The organism is Acinetobacter sp. AOR01_HL (assembly GCF_027855455.1).
Taxonomy (GTDB): domain Bacteria; phylum Pseudomonadota; class Gammaproteobacteria; order Pseudomonadales; family Moraxellaceae; genus Acinetobacter; species Acinetobacter baumannii.
Map to the genome: position 1 here is coordinate 80240 of NZ_JAKTIM010000014.1, position 16067 is coordinate 96306.

General features: G+C 40.8%; 12 protein-coding genes. All 12 read left to right on the plus strand.

Annotated elements, in window-relative coordinates:
• Window positions 1–50: 50 nt before the first annotated feature.
• Complete coding sequence (locus MKL62_RS02795) at window positions 51–1109, plus strand: pilus assembly protein PilM (protein WP_002014066.1); 1059 nt, start codon at window positions 51–53, stop codon at window positions 1107–1109.
• Window positions 1109–1750: a PilN domain-containing protein gene (locus tag MKL62_RS02800; protein ID WP_000201224.1), complete on the plus strand. Its 642-nt coding sequence runs from the start codon at window positions 1109–1111 to the stop codon at window positions 1748–1750. The genes MKL62_RS02795 and MKL62_RS02800 overlap by 1 nt, the downstream gene beginning before the upstream one ends.
• On the plus strand, window positions 1747–2487 hold the full coding sequence (locus MKL62_RS02805; RefSeq protein ID WP_000081156.1) for a type IV pilus inner membrane component PilO: 741 nt from the start codon (window positions 1747–1749) through the stop codon (window positions 2485–2487). The genes MKL62_RS02800 and MKL62_RS02805 overlap by 4 nt, the downstream gene beginning before the upstream one ends.
• Window positions 2488–2497: 10 nt before the next feature.
• Window positions 2498–3025 (plus strand): pilus assembly protein PilP, encoded by a 528-nt coding sequence (locus MKL62_RS02810; RefSeq protein ID WP_000695065.1) that lies wholly within the window; start codon window positions 2498–2500, stop codon window positions 3023–3025.
• 62 nt (window positions 3026–3087) lie between these two features.
• A complete protein-coding gene (gene pilQ / locus MKL62_RS02815) occupies window positions 3088–5253 on the plus strand; it encodes a type IV pilus secretin PilQ (RefSeq protein WP_002062175.1) in 2166 nt (721 codons plus the stop codon).
• A gap of 11 nt (window positions 5254–5264) precedes the next feature.
• Window positions 5265–5834, plus strand: a complete 570-nt coding sequence (aroK, locus tag MKL62_RS02820) for a shikimate kinase AroK (RefSeq protein ID WP_000643712.1) — start codon at window positions 5265–5267, stop codon at window positions 5832–5834.
• A gap of 28 nt (window positions 5835–5862) precedes the next feature.
• A complete protein-coding gene (aroB, locus tag MKL62_RS02825; protein ID WP_001193997.1) occupies window positions 5863–6945 on the plus strand; it encodes a 3-dehydroquinate synthase in 1083 nt (360 codons plus the stop codon).
• A 15-nt stretch (window positions 6946–6960) separates the two neighbouring features.
• Complete coding sequence (locus tag MKL62_RS02830; protein ID WP_000218801.1) at window positions 6961–7836, plus strand: hypothetical protein; 876 nt, start codon at window positions 6961–6963, stop codon at window positions 7834–7836.
• Window positions 7837–8296: 460 nt separating this feature from the next.
• On the plus strand, window positions 8297–12772 hold the full coding sequence (gene gltB / locus MKL62_RS02835) for a glutamate synthase large subunit (RefSeq protein ID WP_001139944.1): 4476 nt from the start codon (window positions 8297–8299) through the stop codon (window positions 12770–12772).
• Window positions 12773–12842: 70 nt separating this feature from the next.
• Window positions 12843–14264, plus strand: coding sequence for an FAD-dependent oxidoreductase (locus MKL62_RS02840; protein WP_000840834.1), 1422 nt, complete (start codon window positions 12843–12845; stop codon window positions 14262–14264).
• Between the two features lie 175 nt (window positions 14265–14439).
• Entirely contained in the window at window positions 14440–15327 is an 888-nt protein-coding gene (locus MKL62_RS02845) for a metal-dependent hydrolase (RefSeq protein WP_030423574.1), read from the plus strand.
• Between the two features lie 130 nt (window positions 15328–15457).
• On the plus strand, window positions 15458–16048 hold the full coding sequence (locus tag MKL62_RS02850; protein WP_000846931.1) for a LemA family protein: 591 nt from the start codon (window positions 15458–15460) through the stop codon (window positions 16046–16048).
• Window positions 16049–16067 lie beyond the last annotated feature (19 nt).

The window sequence follows — 16067 nt, forward strand, 5'->3', positions numbered from 1 at the left end:
ATTGGTTTGTAATTTTTTTTTTGGGGATAAAAAAATAATAGGACAATAGTGTGCTCAGGTTATATCGTAAACCTAATAAGGGGTTAATGGGTGTCGATATTAGTTCGACTTCTGTTAAGTTGTTAGAGCTCTCTGTCAAGAACGGTAAATATTGGGTAGAAAGCTATGCTTTGATGCCTTTACCCGAAAACAGTGTAGTTGAAAAAAATATCTTAAATCCAGAAGCAGTTGCAGAGGCTTTGGAACGGGCGATGAATTTAGCAAATCCCCAAACCACTCATGCTGCAATTGCTGTTCCGACATCGACGGTTATTCATAAAACTATCGAAATGGATGCAGATATGAGCGATGACGAACGCGAAGTTCAGATTCGTGTAGATGCGGAGCAGTATATACCGTTCCCTTTAGATGAGGTGAGCCTTGATTTTGAGGTTTTGCCGGATCGTCTTGCGAATCCAAATCGTGTAAATGTGCTCTTGGTCGCCACAAGAACAGAAAACGTTGAAACACGCGTTGAAGTGCTTGAATTGGCAGATTTAAATCCTAAATTGGCTGATGTCGAAAGTTACGCGGTTGAGCGCGCTTTTAGCGTGTTTGCTGATAGCTTACCGATGGGTGCAAATACCATAGGGATTTTAGATATCGGTCATACCATGACGACATTATCTGTCATGCAAAATGGCAAGATTATTTATACACGAGAGCAGGTTTTCGGCGGAAAACAACTTACGCTTGAAATTCAAAGTCGTTATGGTTTGTCTTTAGAAGAAGCAAGCCGAGCAAAAAAAGATCGCTCTTTACCAGATGATTATGAAATTGAAGTGCTAGACCCATTTCTAGATGCGGTAGTTCAGCAGGCGGCCCGTTCACTACAATTTTTCTTTTCTTCATCCCAATTTAACGAAATAGACCATATTTTGCTCGCTGGTGGAAATGCGAATATTCCAGGCCTTGCTAAGCTTTTGCAGCAAAAATTGGGCTACCGTGTCACGATTGCCAACCCGTTTTTACAAATGGGCTTTTCTCCTCAAGTCGATGTTCAAAAAATTGAAAATGATGCTTCATCTTTAATGGTGGCATGTGGCTTGGCTTTAAGGAGTTTTGATTAATGGCAACAATTAATTTACTGCCTTGGCGCGAAGAGCTGAGGGAGCAACGAAAAAAACAATTCATAACGTTATGTTTTGGGGTGGTTGTTTTGGGGATTACAACCGTATTTGGGGGATGGTTTTATTTTGACCATAAATTAGATGATCAAGAGCAAGCGAATCAGCTCATTATGAGCACAAATCAGAACCTTGATCAGCAATTAAAAACATTAAACGGCTTACAGGAACAGCGTGATGCCATTATTGAACGCATGAAGTTGATCCAAGGTTTGCAGAGTCAACGTCCAGTAGTGGTAAGACTTGTTGATGAGTTAGTTCGAGTCACACCACCAGCTATGTATTTAACGAAATTTAGCCGAACCGGAGATAAGTTTACGATTGAAGGTAAAGCTGAGAGTCCAAATACAGTAGCCGAACTACTCCGTAATCTTGAAGCATCTCCTTGGTATCGTAATGCTTTTATGAACTCTTTCTTGGCTAATGAAGAGAAAAAAGATAAGGCTGCAAGTTCTCTTCTTCCTAGGGTGGAAGACCACTATGGTAGTTTTGTTGTGACTGTCGATTTGGGGGAAATGGGCGTGACCACAACGGATGATTCTGCTAAGCCATCTACAGGTGAAAGTGTGGGGGCTGCTAAATGAGTCAAAACGAACTTCAAGAATTGTCATTAGAACAATTATCTGCAAAGAAAAAGAAATTTAATCTCGATAAATTCCTTCAGCAATTTAATACGCTGGATATGAACAACTACGGTAGTTGGCCAATATCTGTAAAAATTACGTGTTGGATTTTTATTTTCTTTGCTGTGTTAGCTTTGGGGTATTTCATTGTTATTCAACCGAAATTACAAGCTATTGATAATGCTCAAGCTCAGGAAAGCAATTTATTAAACGAATTTCGTGAAAAAGACTCGAAATTACGTAACCTGCAACAGTATCAGGTGCAACTTCAAGAGATGCAGGCAAATTTCAACCAGCAACTAGAGCAGTTACCAAAAGAAACTGAGATTCCGAGTTTAGTTGAAGATATCAACTTAACAGGAGTGAACTCTGGATTGAAATTTAAAAATATTCGCTTGGAAGATGAAGTAAAGCAGGAAATTTTTATTGAGCAACCAATTGCCATAGAAGCGACCGGGGACTATCACGCATTTGGAGCTTTTGTAAGTAGTATCGCTGCTTTGCCTCGTATTGTAACCATGCACGATTTTACTGTTGATGTATCGCCAGCTAAAGATAACAAGTCTGATATTCCTGTGCTGAACTATTCCATTAAAGCAAAAACATACCGATACGTAGGGGCAACAGATACATCGGAGCAAACAGGCAAAGCTCCAGCAGCATCTGCTTCAACGAACACTACTGTTCAGCCGAAATAGGAGAGTTATGATGAAAATTAAGCAAATTACTCTTTATGTTTTGGCGTGTGCTGTGCTTGTCGGTTGTGATTCAAGAATTGATGCAGTAAATCAGGAAATGGCCAATATTCGTAATCAGCCGCCACTCCCTATTGAACCAGCACCGATTTTTACTCCTGTACCACAATTTAATTACGCTGCTCATCAATTAAAAAGCCCATTTATGCCAAGTTCTCTAGCTGCCGAGCTCAAGATTATGGCGGGGAAACGGGTTTATCCGAATTTCTCACGTGCGCCGCAACCACTAGAAAGTTATGCACTTGAAGCTTTAAATATGAAAGGGAGCATGCGTAATAATCGAGGGCAGATATTGGCCCTAATCCAAACACCGGATCAGCAGATTGAACGGGTACAAGTGGGTAACTATATGGGTATGAATCAGGGCCGTATTACCCATATTAGTCCAACCCAGATTGATCTGGTTGAAATCGTACCTGATGGTCGAGAAGGCTATGTCGAAAGACCAAGAACCTTGGTCTTGATTGGGCCTGCACCCTAAAATTTAGGGAATAACAACGAAAAAATATTTTTAAAGATTATTTAATTGGGGATGGTCAGACAATGAATCACGTATTCCGTCAGTTTTCTATGGGGGCTGTAGCTATTGCGATTATGCAGGCTGCATCTGCACAGGTCAGCATGACCAATATTGTACCAATGCAAATTGCAGGTCAGGGCACAGAAATTAGAGTCATGTTTAATGGCTTGCCACCACAACCACAAGCTTACCAACTTGAAAATCCTTCACGTTTAATCCTTGATTTTGATAAGGCACAGCAAGGTTTAAAACAGTCTAAAATTAGTGTTGCAACTAATGAGGCAAGTTCTGTAGATGTTACTTCAGATGACCAGCGTTCACGTTTAACTGTAAACCTAAAAGATGCTGGAGCATTTACAACACGAGTAGAAGGTAATACCTTTATTTTAAAAATTAATTCTGCAAAAACAAGTAATAAGCCGCTACCTGTGGTCTCAGTACAACCACAAGGTGTTTCAAATATTGGCTTTCAACGTGGTAGTCAGGGAGAAGGCCTGGTTGTTGTAGATCTTTTAGGAAGTAATACGCCTGTAGATGTTCAGCAGCAGGGCAGTAAAGTCGTTATAAGAACAATAGGTACAAAAATCCCGACACATTTAGCACGTCGCTTAAATGTAAATGATTTTGCAACCCCCGTTTCAAGTATTGATGCTTATAATGATAAAGGGGTTGGTGTAATAACTATCCAGTCTTCTGGTAGCTATGAATATATGGCCTATCAGGCAGAGAATAAGCTCACGATCAGTTTGAAACGTCCCCAAGATAAAAATGTTACCTCTTTATATAAAACGCCAAATTATTCAGGAAATAAACTTTCATTAGACTTCCAAGATATTGAAGTACGCCGTGTGTTGCAATTACTTGCTGATTTTACAGGCATCAATATGGTAGCTGCCGATAGTGTACAAGGTAATATCACACTACGTTTAAAAGATGTACCTTGGGATCAGGCGCTTGATATTATTTTAAAAACTAAAAATCTTGATAAACGCCGTAATGGCAATGTGATTTGGATTGCTCCAGTTGCAGAATTGATTAAAGCGGAAGAAGAAGAAGCGAAAGCTGTTGCACAAAGTGTCAAACTTGCACCCTTACAGACTGAGTATATTCAACTGAAGTATGCTAAAGCTGGCGATATTATGGGTCTCATTACACAAGGCTCAAATAATAGTAATGGCTTACAACATACTTCTGGTGGAGGGACTTCAACTTCAACCAATTTAAATACTGGAGTTGATAGTCTAGGCAATAATGTGGGTAGTTTGCTTAGCCCGCGTGGCACTATTACTCAAGATGACCGAACCAATACTCTTATTATTAATGATACTGCTCAGTCAATTGATCAAATTCGGAAAATGATTGACCTACTTGATGTGCAAGTTAAACAGGTTATGGTTGAAGCACGTATTGTGAGAGCCTCTACGTCATTTACCAAAGAACTTGGTGTGAAGTGGGGCATTCTGTCGCAAGGTATTACCAATAACAACAATTTGCTGGTTGGCGGTAGTGAAACAACTTTATGGAATTTACGTGAACCTAAAAAAGATGAAACTACAGGTGGGTATAAATATACGATTGAGCGCCCAGATAACTTAAACGTGGATTTAGGAGTTTCTAATCCTGCAGGAAGTATTGCTTTTGGCTTGATTAGTATGTCTGACTTTATGTTAGATCTTGAATTGTCTGCTTTACAAGCGGATGGTTATGGTGAGGTTATTTCTACCCCTAAAGTCATGACTGCCGATAAACAAACAGCGAAAGTTGCAACTGGTCAACAAGTTCCATATCAATCTACAACTAACTCTGCAGCAGGTTCAACTGCTACAACATCTTTTAAAGATGCTTTGCTGAGTTTAAATGTGACACCAAGTATTACACCTGATGGTAAGATTCAAATGAAGTTGGATATTTCTAAGGATTCTGTAGCGGGTGCGGCCCCAAATGGAGAGTTGATTTTAAATAAAAATAATATCAACACCAATGTATTGGTAGATAATGGCGAAACTGTCATTTTGGGTGGTGTTTTTGAGCAAACAACTATGAATTCACAAACCAAAGTTCCTTTCTTTGGTGATATTCCTGTTGTTGGGCGTTTATTTAGAAAAGATGTAAAGTCTGATGATAAACAAGAGTTGCTGATTTTCGTTACACCACGAATTGTTAATGACACTTTAGCGAGAAATCATTAATATATTTTTTAATGAAAGCAATTGAAATAGGTGGCGCCTTGCCAAGCAAAGCGTTTGAAACCCTACCAAATATTTATTTGGTAGGGCCCATGGGGGCAGGAAAAACAACCGTTGGACGTCATTTAGCAGAACTATTAGGGCGTGAATTTTTAGATAGTGATCATGAAATTGAGCGCAAGACAGGGGCCACTATTCCCTGGATTTTTGAAAAAGAAGGAGAAGTCGGCTTCCGTACGCGTGAAACTGTCGTTTTAAATGAGCTTACTTCACGTAAGGCATTAGTGCTTGCCACAGGTGGCGGTGCTATTACTCAGGCGCCTAATCGGGAGTTTTTAAAGCAACGTGGAATCGTTGTTTATCTCTATACTCCTGTCGAATTACAACTACAAAGAACCTATCGCGATAAAAATAGACCTTTATTACAAGTTGAAAATCCTGAACAAAAATTGCGGGATTTATTAAAGATCAGAGATCCTCTGTATCGTGAAGTTGCACACTATACGATTGAAACGAATCAAGGTGCTGCACGTGATCTTGCCCAAAAGATTTTGCAACTTATTCTATCGAACAAGTTAAAATAGACGAACTGACTAGTGGTTTTATAAATTCATGCAAACTTTACATGTTGAATTAGGCGAACGCCGTTATCCTATTTTCATTGGTAGCCAACTTGACCCGAAACAATTACTAGAGCCTTATATTCATGGTCAACAGGTCATGATTGTGAGTAATGTTACGGTTGCGCCTTTATATTTAAGCCACTATCAGGAAGCTTTGGAAAGTCTAGGTAAAACGGTTGCGACCTGTATTTTACCTGATGGCGAAAAGTATAAAGATATTCAGCACTTAAACTTAATTTTTGATGCATTGCTTGAAGCTGGTTTTAACCGCGATTGTACGGTTTTAGCTTTAGGTGGTGGCGTCATTGGTGATATGGCTGGTTTTGCTTCTGCTTGTTTCCAACGTGGCGTTTACTTTGTACAGGTTCCTACGACCTTACTTTCACAAGTAGATTCAAGTGTTGGAGGAAAAACAGGAATTAATCATCCGCTTGGCAAAAATATGTTAGGTGCTTTTCAGCAACCACAAGTCGTTTTAGCTGACATGGCACAATTGAATACATTGCCAGAACGTGAGCTTTCTGCTGGTTTAGCCGAAGTAATTAAATATGCACTTTTGGGTGATGAAGATTTCCTGGTTTGGCTTGAAGAAAATATGGATGGCCTAGTTGCAAGAGATGCTGACCTTTTAGCAGAGGCTGTTTATCGGTCATGTGCTCACAAAGCCCGTATTGTTGCCAACGATGAGAAAGAGCAAGGGGAACGTGCTTTACTTAACTTAGGCCATACTTTTGGCCATGCGATTGAGTCGTATCTAGGTTATGGGACTTGGTTGCATGGTGAAGCTGTCGCAACTGGAATGGTGATGGCGGCAGATTTATCACAACGTTTGGGCTGGATCTCAAATGAAGATGTGGCACGTACAAAAAAAATCATTCAACGTGCGAATTTGCCGATATCATGTCCACAAATTCCATTGGATGATTTCCTTGGATATATGGCTCATGACAAAAAAGTTCTTAATGGGCAATTACGTTTGGTGTTGTTAAAACAACTCGGACAAGCTGTAATTACTAAGGACTTTGATGTTGAACTTATGAAACAAGCTATTTTGGCGAATCAACACGGATAACAAATAAGGTAAAGCATGACTGTATCACGTACACTTTGGCAGAATGTTCAACAATATATCTGGTTGGTTGGTGGTATTGTCTGCTTATTCCTTGCTTTTATTTTTTGGGTCATAACTGATAATAAAAAACTGGTTGAGGTTGAAAAGTCAGCTGATTCCGATGCTCCCGTACAAATTCAGCCAGAGAAAGTTGCAACCACTCCTAACTTAGGTGCTTTAGCTGACGAGGTTCGTCCACTGGATTTAACAACGCGAACTGTGGCGTCAGGTGAACATGAGCCTGAGTTTCGTGGCACAAAATTTATTAATGAAAATAAAAAACAATGGACGCTTGAGTTATTCAGAGCTTCTGATGAAGACATCATTAAAAACTTTTTAAAAAGTCGTACTGATCGTAATAAGTTTATTTATTTCCGCTTAAGCGGAGAACAACAAGCAGAACAATATGTGTTGGCTTACGGAACATTCAAACGTTCAGAAGATGCGGTTCAGCAATTAACACAGATTAATTTGCAGTTACCTGATTCGGTTAAACCTCAGCCACAGCAGTTCTCAAGTTATGCCCCACTGGTAAATGATTTGGGGGCAGATGAGATGAAAGGTGGCAATAATCAGTTATATGAAGTTAGATTGCGTCCAGCAGCTTTGCCTAGAATTGATGAATCTTTATTAATGTCAGCTCCAGCGAGTGGTACCCTAAACACTCAGCCAAAACCTGCTAGTACTAACTCGGCTACAAAAACTACTATTGTGCGTCGTGATGCGGCAGGAAATGTGGTTGATGTACAACAATCGAATTCTAATATTGATCAGCCAAATAAACCTGCACAGACACGGGTTAATGAGAATCAACCCAAAAATGCTACAAATGAGGGCACAAGAGGGAACTAAATCACCTTAAGTTGTGCTCCAAAATAGGGCAAATATAGGGTGTATTAATATTTTTTGACCAGATGTGGTGCATATTTAGTCATTTTTTAACATGATAACGTGAATAAAATAATTATATTTATAATAAATATAAAGATTTAGGTCTATTTTTCTATTTTGGCACACTTTTTGCTTTATTGTTGTGCTTATTAATGTGCTGCAAACTATTTTAGCCTCTAAGAAGTGAATTCTATGCAGAGTCGTGGGGTCGAACTGCTTTAAAAGAGTGCGAAATAAGTCAAAACATTTTTCTAGCAAAAACCAGTGTACGTAAAAATGGAACAGCGTATATTGGCTTATCCGCCCAAAAATTTTTTTTGCGAAACATTGAGCTAACCATCATCCATAGGCACTATCGCAAAAAGAAGTTGTTTGTTTGACGCTCGAAAGAGCCTTATTGAAAGAAGGGTACGCTATGCACATGCCATCGCCTAATACTGTAGCTCCCGCTCAAGGTTTATATCAGCCTGATGAGTTTAAGGATAACTGTGGTTTTGGACTGATTGCCCATATGAAGGGTGAATCAAGTCATCATCTAGTAGAAACCGCGATTCACAGTTTAAGTTGCATGACGCACCGTGGTGGTATTGCCGCAGATGGCAAGACGGGAGATGGTTGCGGCTTATTATTGGCGATGCCAAAGCAATTTTTCCGTGATGAAGCAAAAAAACTGAGTGATATTACACTGAGTGAAATTTTTGCTGTGGGTACGGTATTTTTAAATATTGATCCAGCATTAGCACAGCACTCTAAAAATATTTTAACGAAAGAAATTGAGTCAGAAGGTTTACGTGTACTTGCTTGGCGTATCGTTCCAACAAACAACGATGCATTGGGTGAAATCGCGCTTCAATCTTTACCTGCTTTTGAGCAAGTCATTGTGAACTGTCCAATGGGCGTAACTGAGGTTGAATTTAACCGTAAGTTATTCTTGGCGCGTCGCCGTGCGGAACAACAACTCCAAAATGATCCGTTATTTTACGTGACTACGCTTTGCTCGACAGTCATTAGCTATAAAGGCTTAATGATGCCTGCGGCGATTGCCGAGTTTTATACAGATTTGGCAGATGAGCGTTTAAAATCACATATTGTGGTATTCCACCAACGTTTCTCTACAAATACATTACCGCGTTGGCCATTAGCTCAGCCATTCCGTTATCTTGCACATAATGGTGAAATCAACACAATTACAGCAAACCGTAACTGGGCATTAGCGCGTACTCCTAAATTTGAAAACCCATTATTACCAGGTTTGACTGAGCTTAACCCGATTGTAAACCGTACAGGTTCGGACTCTTCAAGTTTAGATAATATGCTTGAGATTCTGGTGGGCGGTGGTATGGATTTATTCCGTGCTTTACGTATGCTCGTGCCACCAGCTTGGCAGAACGTTGAAACTTTAGATGCAGACTTGCGTGCATTCTATGAGTTCAACTCTAAACATATGGAAGCTTGGGATGGTCCGGCAGGCCTCGTTATTCAAGATGGTCGTCATGCGATTTGTATGCTTGACCGTAATGGTTTACGTCCAGCGCGTTGGGTTATTACCAAAAATGATTACATTACCTTGGCATCTGAAATTGGTGTTTGGGGCTATGAGCCAGAAGATGTGGTATCAAAAGGTCGTGTAGGTCCTGGTCAAATCTTGGTTGTAGACACCCTTACAGGTAAAGTGCTTGATACTAAAGATGTTAGCAATCACTTGAAAAACATGCGTCCGTACCGTGAGTGGTTACGTGACCATGCAATTCGCTTAAATGCAAACCCGGAACTTGAAGAACAACTTGTTGATAAAGGTTTAACTGGCGATGCATTAAAAGCGGCTCAAAAAATGTTTATGGTGACATTTGAAGAGCGCGATCAGTTGTTACGTCCAATCGCTGAGAGCGGCCAGGAAGCTGTGGGTTCTATGGGTGACGATACACCAATGGCTGTATTGTCTCGTCAAGTACGTCATGTGACCGATTACTTCCGTCAACAGTTTGCACAGGTGACAAACCCACCAATTGACCCATTACGCGAGTCAATTGTTATGTCACTTGAAACCTGTTTGGGTCGTGAGCAGAACGTATTCGAACAAGGTCCTGAGCATGCTGATCGTATCATCATCTCTAGCCCGGTTTTATCAAATTCAAAAATGCAGCAAATTCGTAGCATTGAACGTGCGGGTTATGAGGCGGTTGATATTGATCTGAACTATGCTGAAACCGAAGGTTTACAAGCTGCGATTACTCGTATTTGTGAAGAATCTGCACAAGCTGTTCGTGATGGTAAGACCTTAATTGTTTTAACTGATAAAAACATTCGTCAAGGTTATTTACCTGCAAATGCTGCGCTTGCAACAGGTGCGGTACACCATCACCTCATAAAAACTGGTTTGCGTACTGATGCAAACATTATGGTTGAAACCGGTTTTGCACGTGATCCACATCAATTTGCGGTGTTACTCGGTTTTGGTGCTACTGCCATTTACCCATACCTTGCATATGATGTAATCAATGATTTGATTGCTAAAGGTGAGCTTTTAGGTGATCCAATCCATGCACAGGCAAACTTCCGTAAAGGTATCGAGAAAGGCTTATTAAAAGTTCTTTCAAAGATGGGTATCTCGACAGTAGCTTCTTACCGTGGTGGTCAGTTATTTGAAGCAGTTGGTTTATCTTCTGAAGTTGTAGATCAATGTTTCTTAGGTGTTCCTAGTCGTATCCAAGGTGCAACATTTGTTGATCTTGAAAATGACCAGAAAAAATTAGCGGCTACAGCTTGGTCTAACCGTAAACCAATTGATCAAGGTGGTTTGCTGAAATTCGTATTTGGTAAAGAATACCACGCGTTTAACCCAGACGTGATTAACTCGCTACATAAGGCAGTTCGTTCTGGCAAATACGAAGACTTTAAAGAATATGCCGAGTTAGTGAATAACCGTCCGATCGCGACTATTCGTGACTTATTTAAGTTAAAAACAACCAATCCAATTCCAGTTGAGCAAGTTGAATCGGTTGAAGCTATCTTACCTCGTTTCGACTCGGCAGGTATGTCATTAGGCGCGCTTTCTCCAGAAGCCCATGAAGCAATTGCAATTGCAATGAATACCATTGGTGGTCGTTCAAACTCTGGTGAGGGTGGTGAAGATCCTGCGCGTTACGGCACAATTCGTAACTCCAAAATCAAGCAAATTGCATCTGGTCGTTTTGGTGTAACACCTGCATATTTAACTTCTGCTGAAGTCTTGCAAATTAAAGTTGCTCAAGGTGCAAAACCGGGTGAAGGTGGCCAGTTGCCAGGTGGTAAAGTGAATGGCTTGATTGCACGTTTACGTTACTCTGTTCCGGGTGTGACACTTATTTCACCTCCACCGCATCATGACATTTACTCAATTGAAGATTTGTCGCAACTGATTTTTGACTTGAAACAAGTTAACCCGAAAGCCATGGTATCTGTGAAGTTAGTATCTGAGCCGGGTGTAGGTACGATTGCTGCAGGTGTTGCTAAAGCATATGCAGACTTTATTACCATTTCAGGTTATGACGGTGGTACTGCTGCGTCTCCGCTTTCATCAATTCACCATGCAGGTTCGCCATGGGAGCTTGGCTTGAGTGAAGCGCATCAGGCACTTCGTGTAAATGACTTGCGTGGCAAAGTACGTGTACAAACTGACGGTGGTTTAAAGACTGGTCTTGATGTTATTAAGGCAGCTATTTTAGGTGCTGAAAGTTTCGGTTTTGGTTCTACACCAATGATCGCATTAGGTTGTAAATACCTACGTATTTGCCACTTAAACAACTGTGCGACTGGTGTTGCAACTCAACAAGATCATTTACGTCAAGAGCACTATATTGGCGAACCACAAATGCTCATTAATTTCTTCCACTTTATTGCAGAAGAAACTCGTGAATGGTTGGCGGCTCTTGGTGTAGCTTCACTTAAAGACTTGATTGGTCGTGTAGATTTACTTGAAGTCTTACCGGGTGAAACAGAGAAACATGCTCATCTTGATTTAAGTGCATTGTTAACTTCTCATCCTGCTGCTGAAGGTAAAGCGCAGTATTGTGAAGTAGAAGGTAATGCACCGTTTGACAAGGGCGTATTGGCTGAAAGAATGGTTGAAGAAATGCTTCCTGCAATTGAGTCAAGCGCTGGTGGTCAATTCAACTTTAATGTCGTGAACTGTGACCGTTCAATTGGTGCACGTGTATCGGGTGAGATTGCTCGTCGCTATGGCAACTTGGGTATGGAAGCACATCCGGTTGTAATGAACCTAACAGGTACTGCTGGTCAGTCACTTGGTGTTTGGAATGCTGGTGGTTTGCACATCCGTCTTGAAGGTGATGCAAATGACTATGTAGGTAAAGGTATGGCTGGTGGTCGTATTTCGATCTTCCCACCAAAAGGTTCACCTTTCCAGACACAAAATACAGCAATTATTGGTAATACTTGTTTGTATGGCGCAACTGGCGGTAAGTTATTTGCTGCAGGTACAGCAGGTGAGCGTTTCGCGGTTCGTAACTCTGGTGCGTTTGCTGTTATTGAAGGTGCAGGTGATCACTGCTGTGAATATATGACTGGTGGTGTTGTGACTGTGCTTGGAAAAGTGGGTCATAACTTCGGTGCAGGTATGACAGGCGGTTTTGCTTACGTGCTTGACCTCGATAATGACTTTGTAGATTACTACAACCACGAGTTAATTGACTTAACCCGTATTTCAACAGAATCTATGGAAGATCATAAAGAATTCTTATTGCGTATTATTGACGAGCACATCAAGGAAACAGGTAGTGCTTGGGCTTACAAAATCCGCAACGAGTTTGACTTCTACAGCCGTAAATTCTGGCTTGTAAAACCAAAAGCTGCTAACTTGCAATCGCTTTTGAAAACTACACAAGCTGACCCACAATAATTCCACGACTGCAAAGACATAGGCAGGTGCGGGTAAACAAGGAAATCCGCGCCTACCCACGGAGAGAGACATGGCAGAACGCCTAAATAATGACTTTCAATTTCTGGATGTACCACGTCAAGATCCAGAGAAAAAAGATATTACTGTCCGCAAAGCAGAGTTTGTGGAAATTTATAAACCTTTTACTTCGGAAACTGTAACCAATCAGACGCACCGTTGTTTAGGTTGTGGTAACCCATATTGCGAATGGAAATGTCCTGTACATAACTACATTCCAAACTGGCTAAAACTCATTGCTGAAGGCCAAATTTTCCAGGCTGCTGAGCTTTGCCATCAAACAAATACTTTACCTGAGGTATGTGGTCGTGTATGTCCGCAGGACCGTTTGTGTGAAGGTGCTTGTACCTTAAATGATGGCTTTGGTGCAGTAACTATTGGTAATGCTGAAAAATATATCAATGATACGGCTTTTGCTTTGGGGTGGCGCCCAGATATGTCACATGTGAAGTGGACAGGTAAAAAAGTTGCAATCATTGGTGCGGGCCCAGCAGGCCTAGGCTGTGCCGACATCTTAGCTCGTGGCGGTGTTAAACCGGTGGTATTTGACAAGCGTCCTGAGATTGGTGGCTTGCTAACATTTGGTATTCCAGAATTCAAGATGGAAAAAGATGTGATGAAGCGCCGCCGTGAAATTTTCACTGGCATGGGCATTGAATTCCGCTTAAATACTGAAATTGGTAAAGATGTCACGATTGATGAATTACTTGCTGAATATGATGCAGTATTCATGGGGATGGGAACTTATACCTACATGAAAGGTGGTTTCCCTGGTGAAGATCTTGACGGTGTCTATGATGCGCTTGATTTCTTAATCTCTAACGTGAACCGTTGTCAGGGATGGGAAAAGGACCCAAGTGAATACATTAGCATGGATGGTAAGAAAGTTATTGTTCTTGGTGGTGGTGATACCGCAATGGACTGTAACCGTACTTCATTACGTCAAGGTGCCCACGACGTAACATGTGCATACCGCCGTGATGAAAGTAATATGCCGGGTTCTGCACGTGAAGTAAAAAATGCGTATGAAGAAGGCGTAAAGTTCTTGTTTAACCGTCAACCAATCGAGATTGTTGGCGAAAATGGCAAGGTAACAGGCGTAAAAGTAGTAACGACACAAATGGGTGAACCAGATAGTCGTGGTCGCCGTAGCCCTGAGCCAATTCCGGGTTCTGAAGAAGTTTTACCTGCTGATGCAGTTTTGCTAGCGTTCGGTTTCCGTCCAAGCCCTGCTGACTGGTTTGGTAGTGTGAATATTAATCTTGATGGTTCTGGTCGTGTTGTTGCACCTGAACAGCAGGAATTTAAATTCCAGACTTCAAACCCAAAAATCTTTGCTGGTGGTGATATGGTACGTGGTTCAGACCTTGTAGTTACAGCAATCTGGGAAGGTCGCCAAGCTGCTGAAGGTATTTTAGATTACCTTGGTGTTTAATCTAAAAAATCATTATTAAAGTTTTTGATAAAGCCTGCGATATGCAGGCTTTATTTTTTTTACCATTAGTCAGTTTGATGCTTTTGGCAAATACAATAAGCTTTTTTGCCCTGTTTAGCCCCTTAGTCGCAAGAGATACTCAAAGCTTCCTTCTTCAATACAATAGGTGTTGAATATGAATATCGCAGGCATGACGGCAGAAAAATCATATTTAAATCGTCGGAAAGCGTTGGGTATTACTGTGCGTCGCCTTGAGTTTAATCCTCAAGCTATCAAACGCTATTATTTTGCAAATTCGCCTTTAATGTCCCATTTTTTAACTGCACTCTCTTCAACATTTCCCGTAGGAGAACAGTTTTTTGTAAATAGCGTGCGTAATGTACGTGACAAAGTTTCCGACCCTCAACTACAGGCTCAGATTGCGGCATTTATTGGGCAAGAAGCAATGCATTCGAAAGCACATGGAGAGTTCAATGAGGCTTGGCGTCGTGATGACTATAATCTGGATCGCTTTCAAAACTGGTTGAATGAGCGTGACAAGTATTTAAGAACAATTTCTCCTAAGCTGCAGCTAGCACTGACATGTGCATTTGAGCATTTTACGGCTTTGCTGGGGGGATATATTTTACAGCATCCAGAACTTCTAAAAACTTTGGATCAAGATGCGCTAAAGCTTTGGGTTTGGCATGCTATAGAAGAAATTGAGCACCGTTCAGTTGCATTCGATGTCTATCAACAGGTATATGGTGATGACCGTATTCGTCGTTTACTCATGCGGAGTGTCACTACAGGGTTTGCAAGTCTTGCTTTTTATGGCACTACACGGCTATTTTGGCAAGATAAATGGAAGAGCTTACCTAAAATCGGAGGTAACTTATTTGGGCTATATTTGCTTGCTAAAATGCTTATACAGCTAACTCCTGAATATTTTGCTTATTACAAAAAGGACTTCCACCCGAGTCAAAAAGATTATGGCCATATGGTCGATTATTGGAAAAGTTATTTGGCTGATGAATATCAAATGGCAAGTTTCCAAGAGGAAAAAAATCCAAGACCAAGCTAATAAAAAAACGGATTTAAAAATCCGGTTTTTTTAAATCTATAAAATAAAAGCAACACAATAATGCCAAAATCGTCATACAATCGGGAAAAGTGGTTAAAAATATAAAGAAAAACTTGAGGATAATGTGACGATGAAAACGTTTAAACAACTTGCTATCGCGACAACACTTGCCAGTACCCTATTATTTTCAGGCTGTGGCTATAATACTTTACAGGTTAAAGATGAAGCTGTAACAGCGGCTTGGTCTGAAGTACAAAACCAATATCAACGTCGTGCCGATCTAGTTCCAAATTTGGTAAATGTTGTAAAAGGTTATGCTAAACATGAAGAACAGGTTTTAACAGAGGTCACTCAAGCACGTGCCAATGTTGCAGGCTTGAAGGTTGATAAAGAAGTATTAGAAGATCCAGCATTACTTGAAAAATATCAACAGGCACAAAGCCAGTTAACTGGGGCATTATCTCGACTTATTGCTGTTTCAGAAAACTACCCGGATTTAAAAGCCAATACCCAATTCCAAGAATTGCAAGTTCAGCTTGAGGGAACAGAAAACCGAATTGCTGTTGCCCGTAATCGTTATATTACAACTGTTCAGGACTATAACGCTTATGTTCGTCAGTTCCCACAAGCAGTAACAGCAAAAGTGATTGGCATGCATCCTAAAGCCAATTTCTCTGCAGAAGCATCTGCTCAGCAGGCTCCAAAAGTTTCTTTTGATTAATTTAAATCAAAGGAGTGCC

Coding starts and splice junctions, on each gene's coding strand:
- MKL62_RS02800 (WP_000201224.1), top strand. CDS start 1,109: ATGGCAACAATTAATTTACTGCCTTGGCGCGAAGAGCTGAGGGAGCAA.
- MKL62_RS02805 (WP_000081156.1), top strand. CDS start 1,747: ATGAGTCAAAACGAACTTCAAGAATTGTCATTAGAACAATTATCTGCA.
- MKL62_RS02810 (WP_000695065.1), top strand. CDS start 2,498: ATGAAAATTAAGCAAATTACTCTTTATGTTTTGGCGTGTGCTGTGCTT.
- pilQ (WP_002062175.1), top strand. CDS start 3,088: ATGAATCACGTATTCCGTCAGTTTTCTATGGGGGCTGTAGCTATTGCG.
- aroK (WP_000643712.1), top strand. CDS start 5,265: ATGAAAGCAATTGAAATAGGTGGCGCCTTGCCAAGCAAAGCGTTTGAA.
- aroB (WP_001193997.1), top strand. CDS start 5,863: ATGCAAACTTTACATGTTGAATTAGGCGAACGCCGTTATCCTATTTTC.
- MKL62_RS02830 (WP_000218801.1), top strand. CDS start 6,961: ATGACTGTATCACGTACACTTTGGCAGAATGTTCAACAATATATCTGG.
- gltB (WP_001139944.1), top strand. CDS start 8,297: ATGCCATCGCCTAATACTGTAGCTCCCGCTCAAGGTTTATATCAGCCT.
- MKL62_RS02840 (WP_000840834.1), top strand. CDS start 12,843: ATGGCAGAACGCCTAAATAATGACTTTCAATTTCTGGATGTACCACGT.
- MKL62_RS02845 (WP_030423574.1), top strand. CDS start 14,440: ATGAATATCGCAGGCATGACGGCAGAAAAATCATATTTAAATCGTCGG.
- MKL62_RS02850 (WP_000846931.1), top strand. CDS start 15,458: ATGAAAACGTTTAAACAACTTGCTATCGCGACAACACTTGCCAGTACC.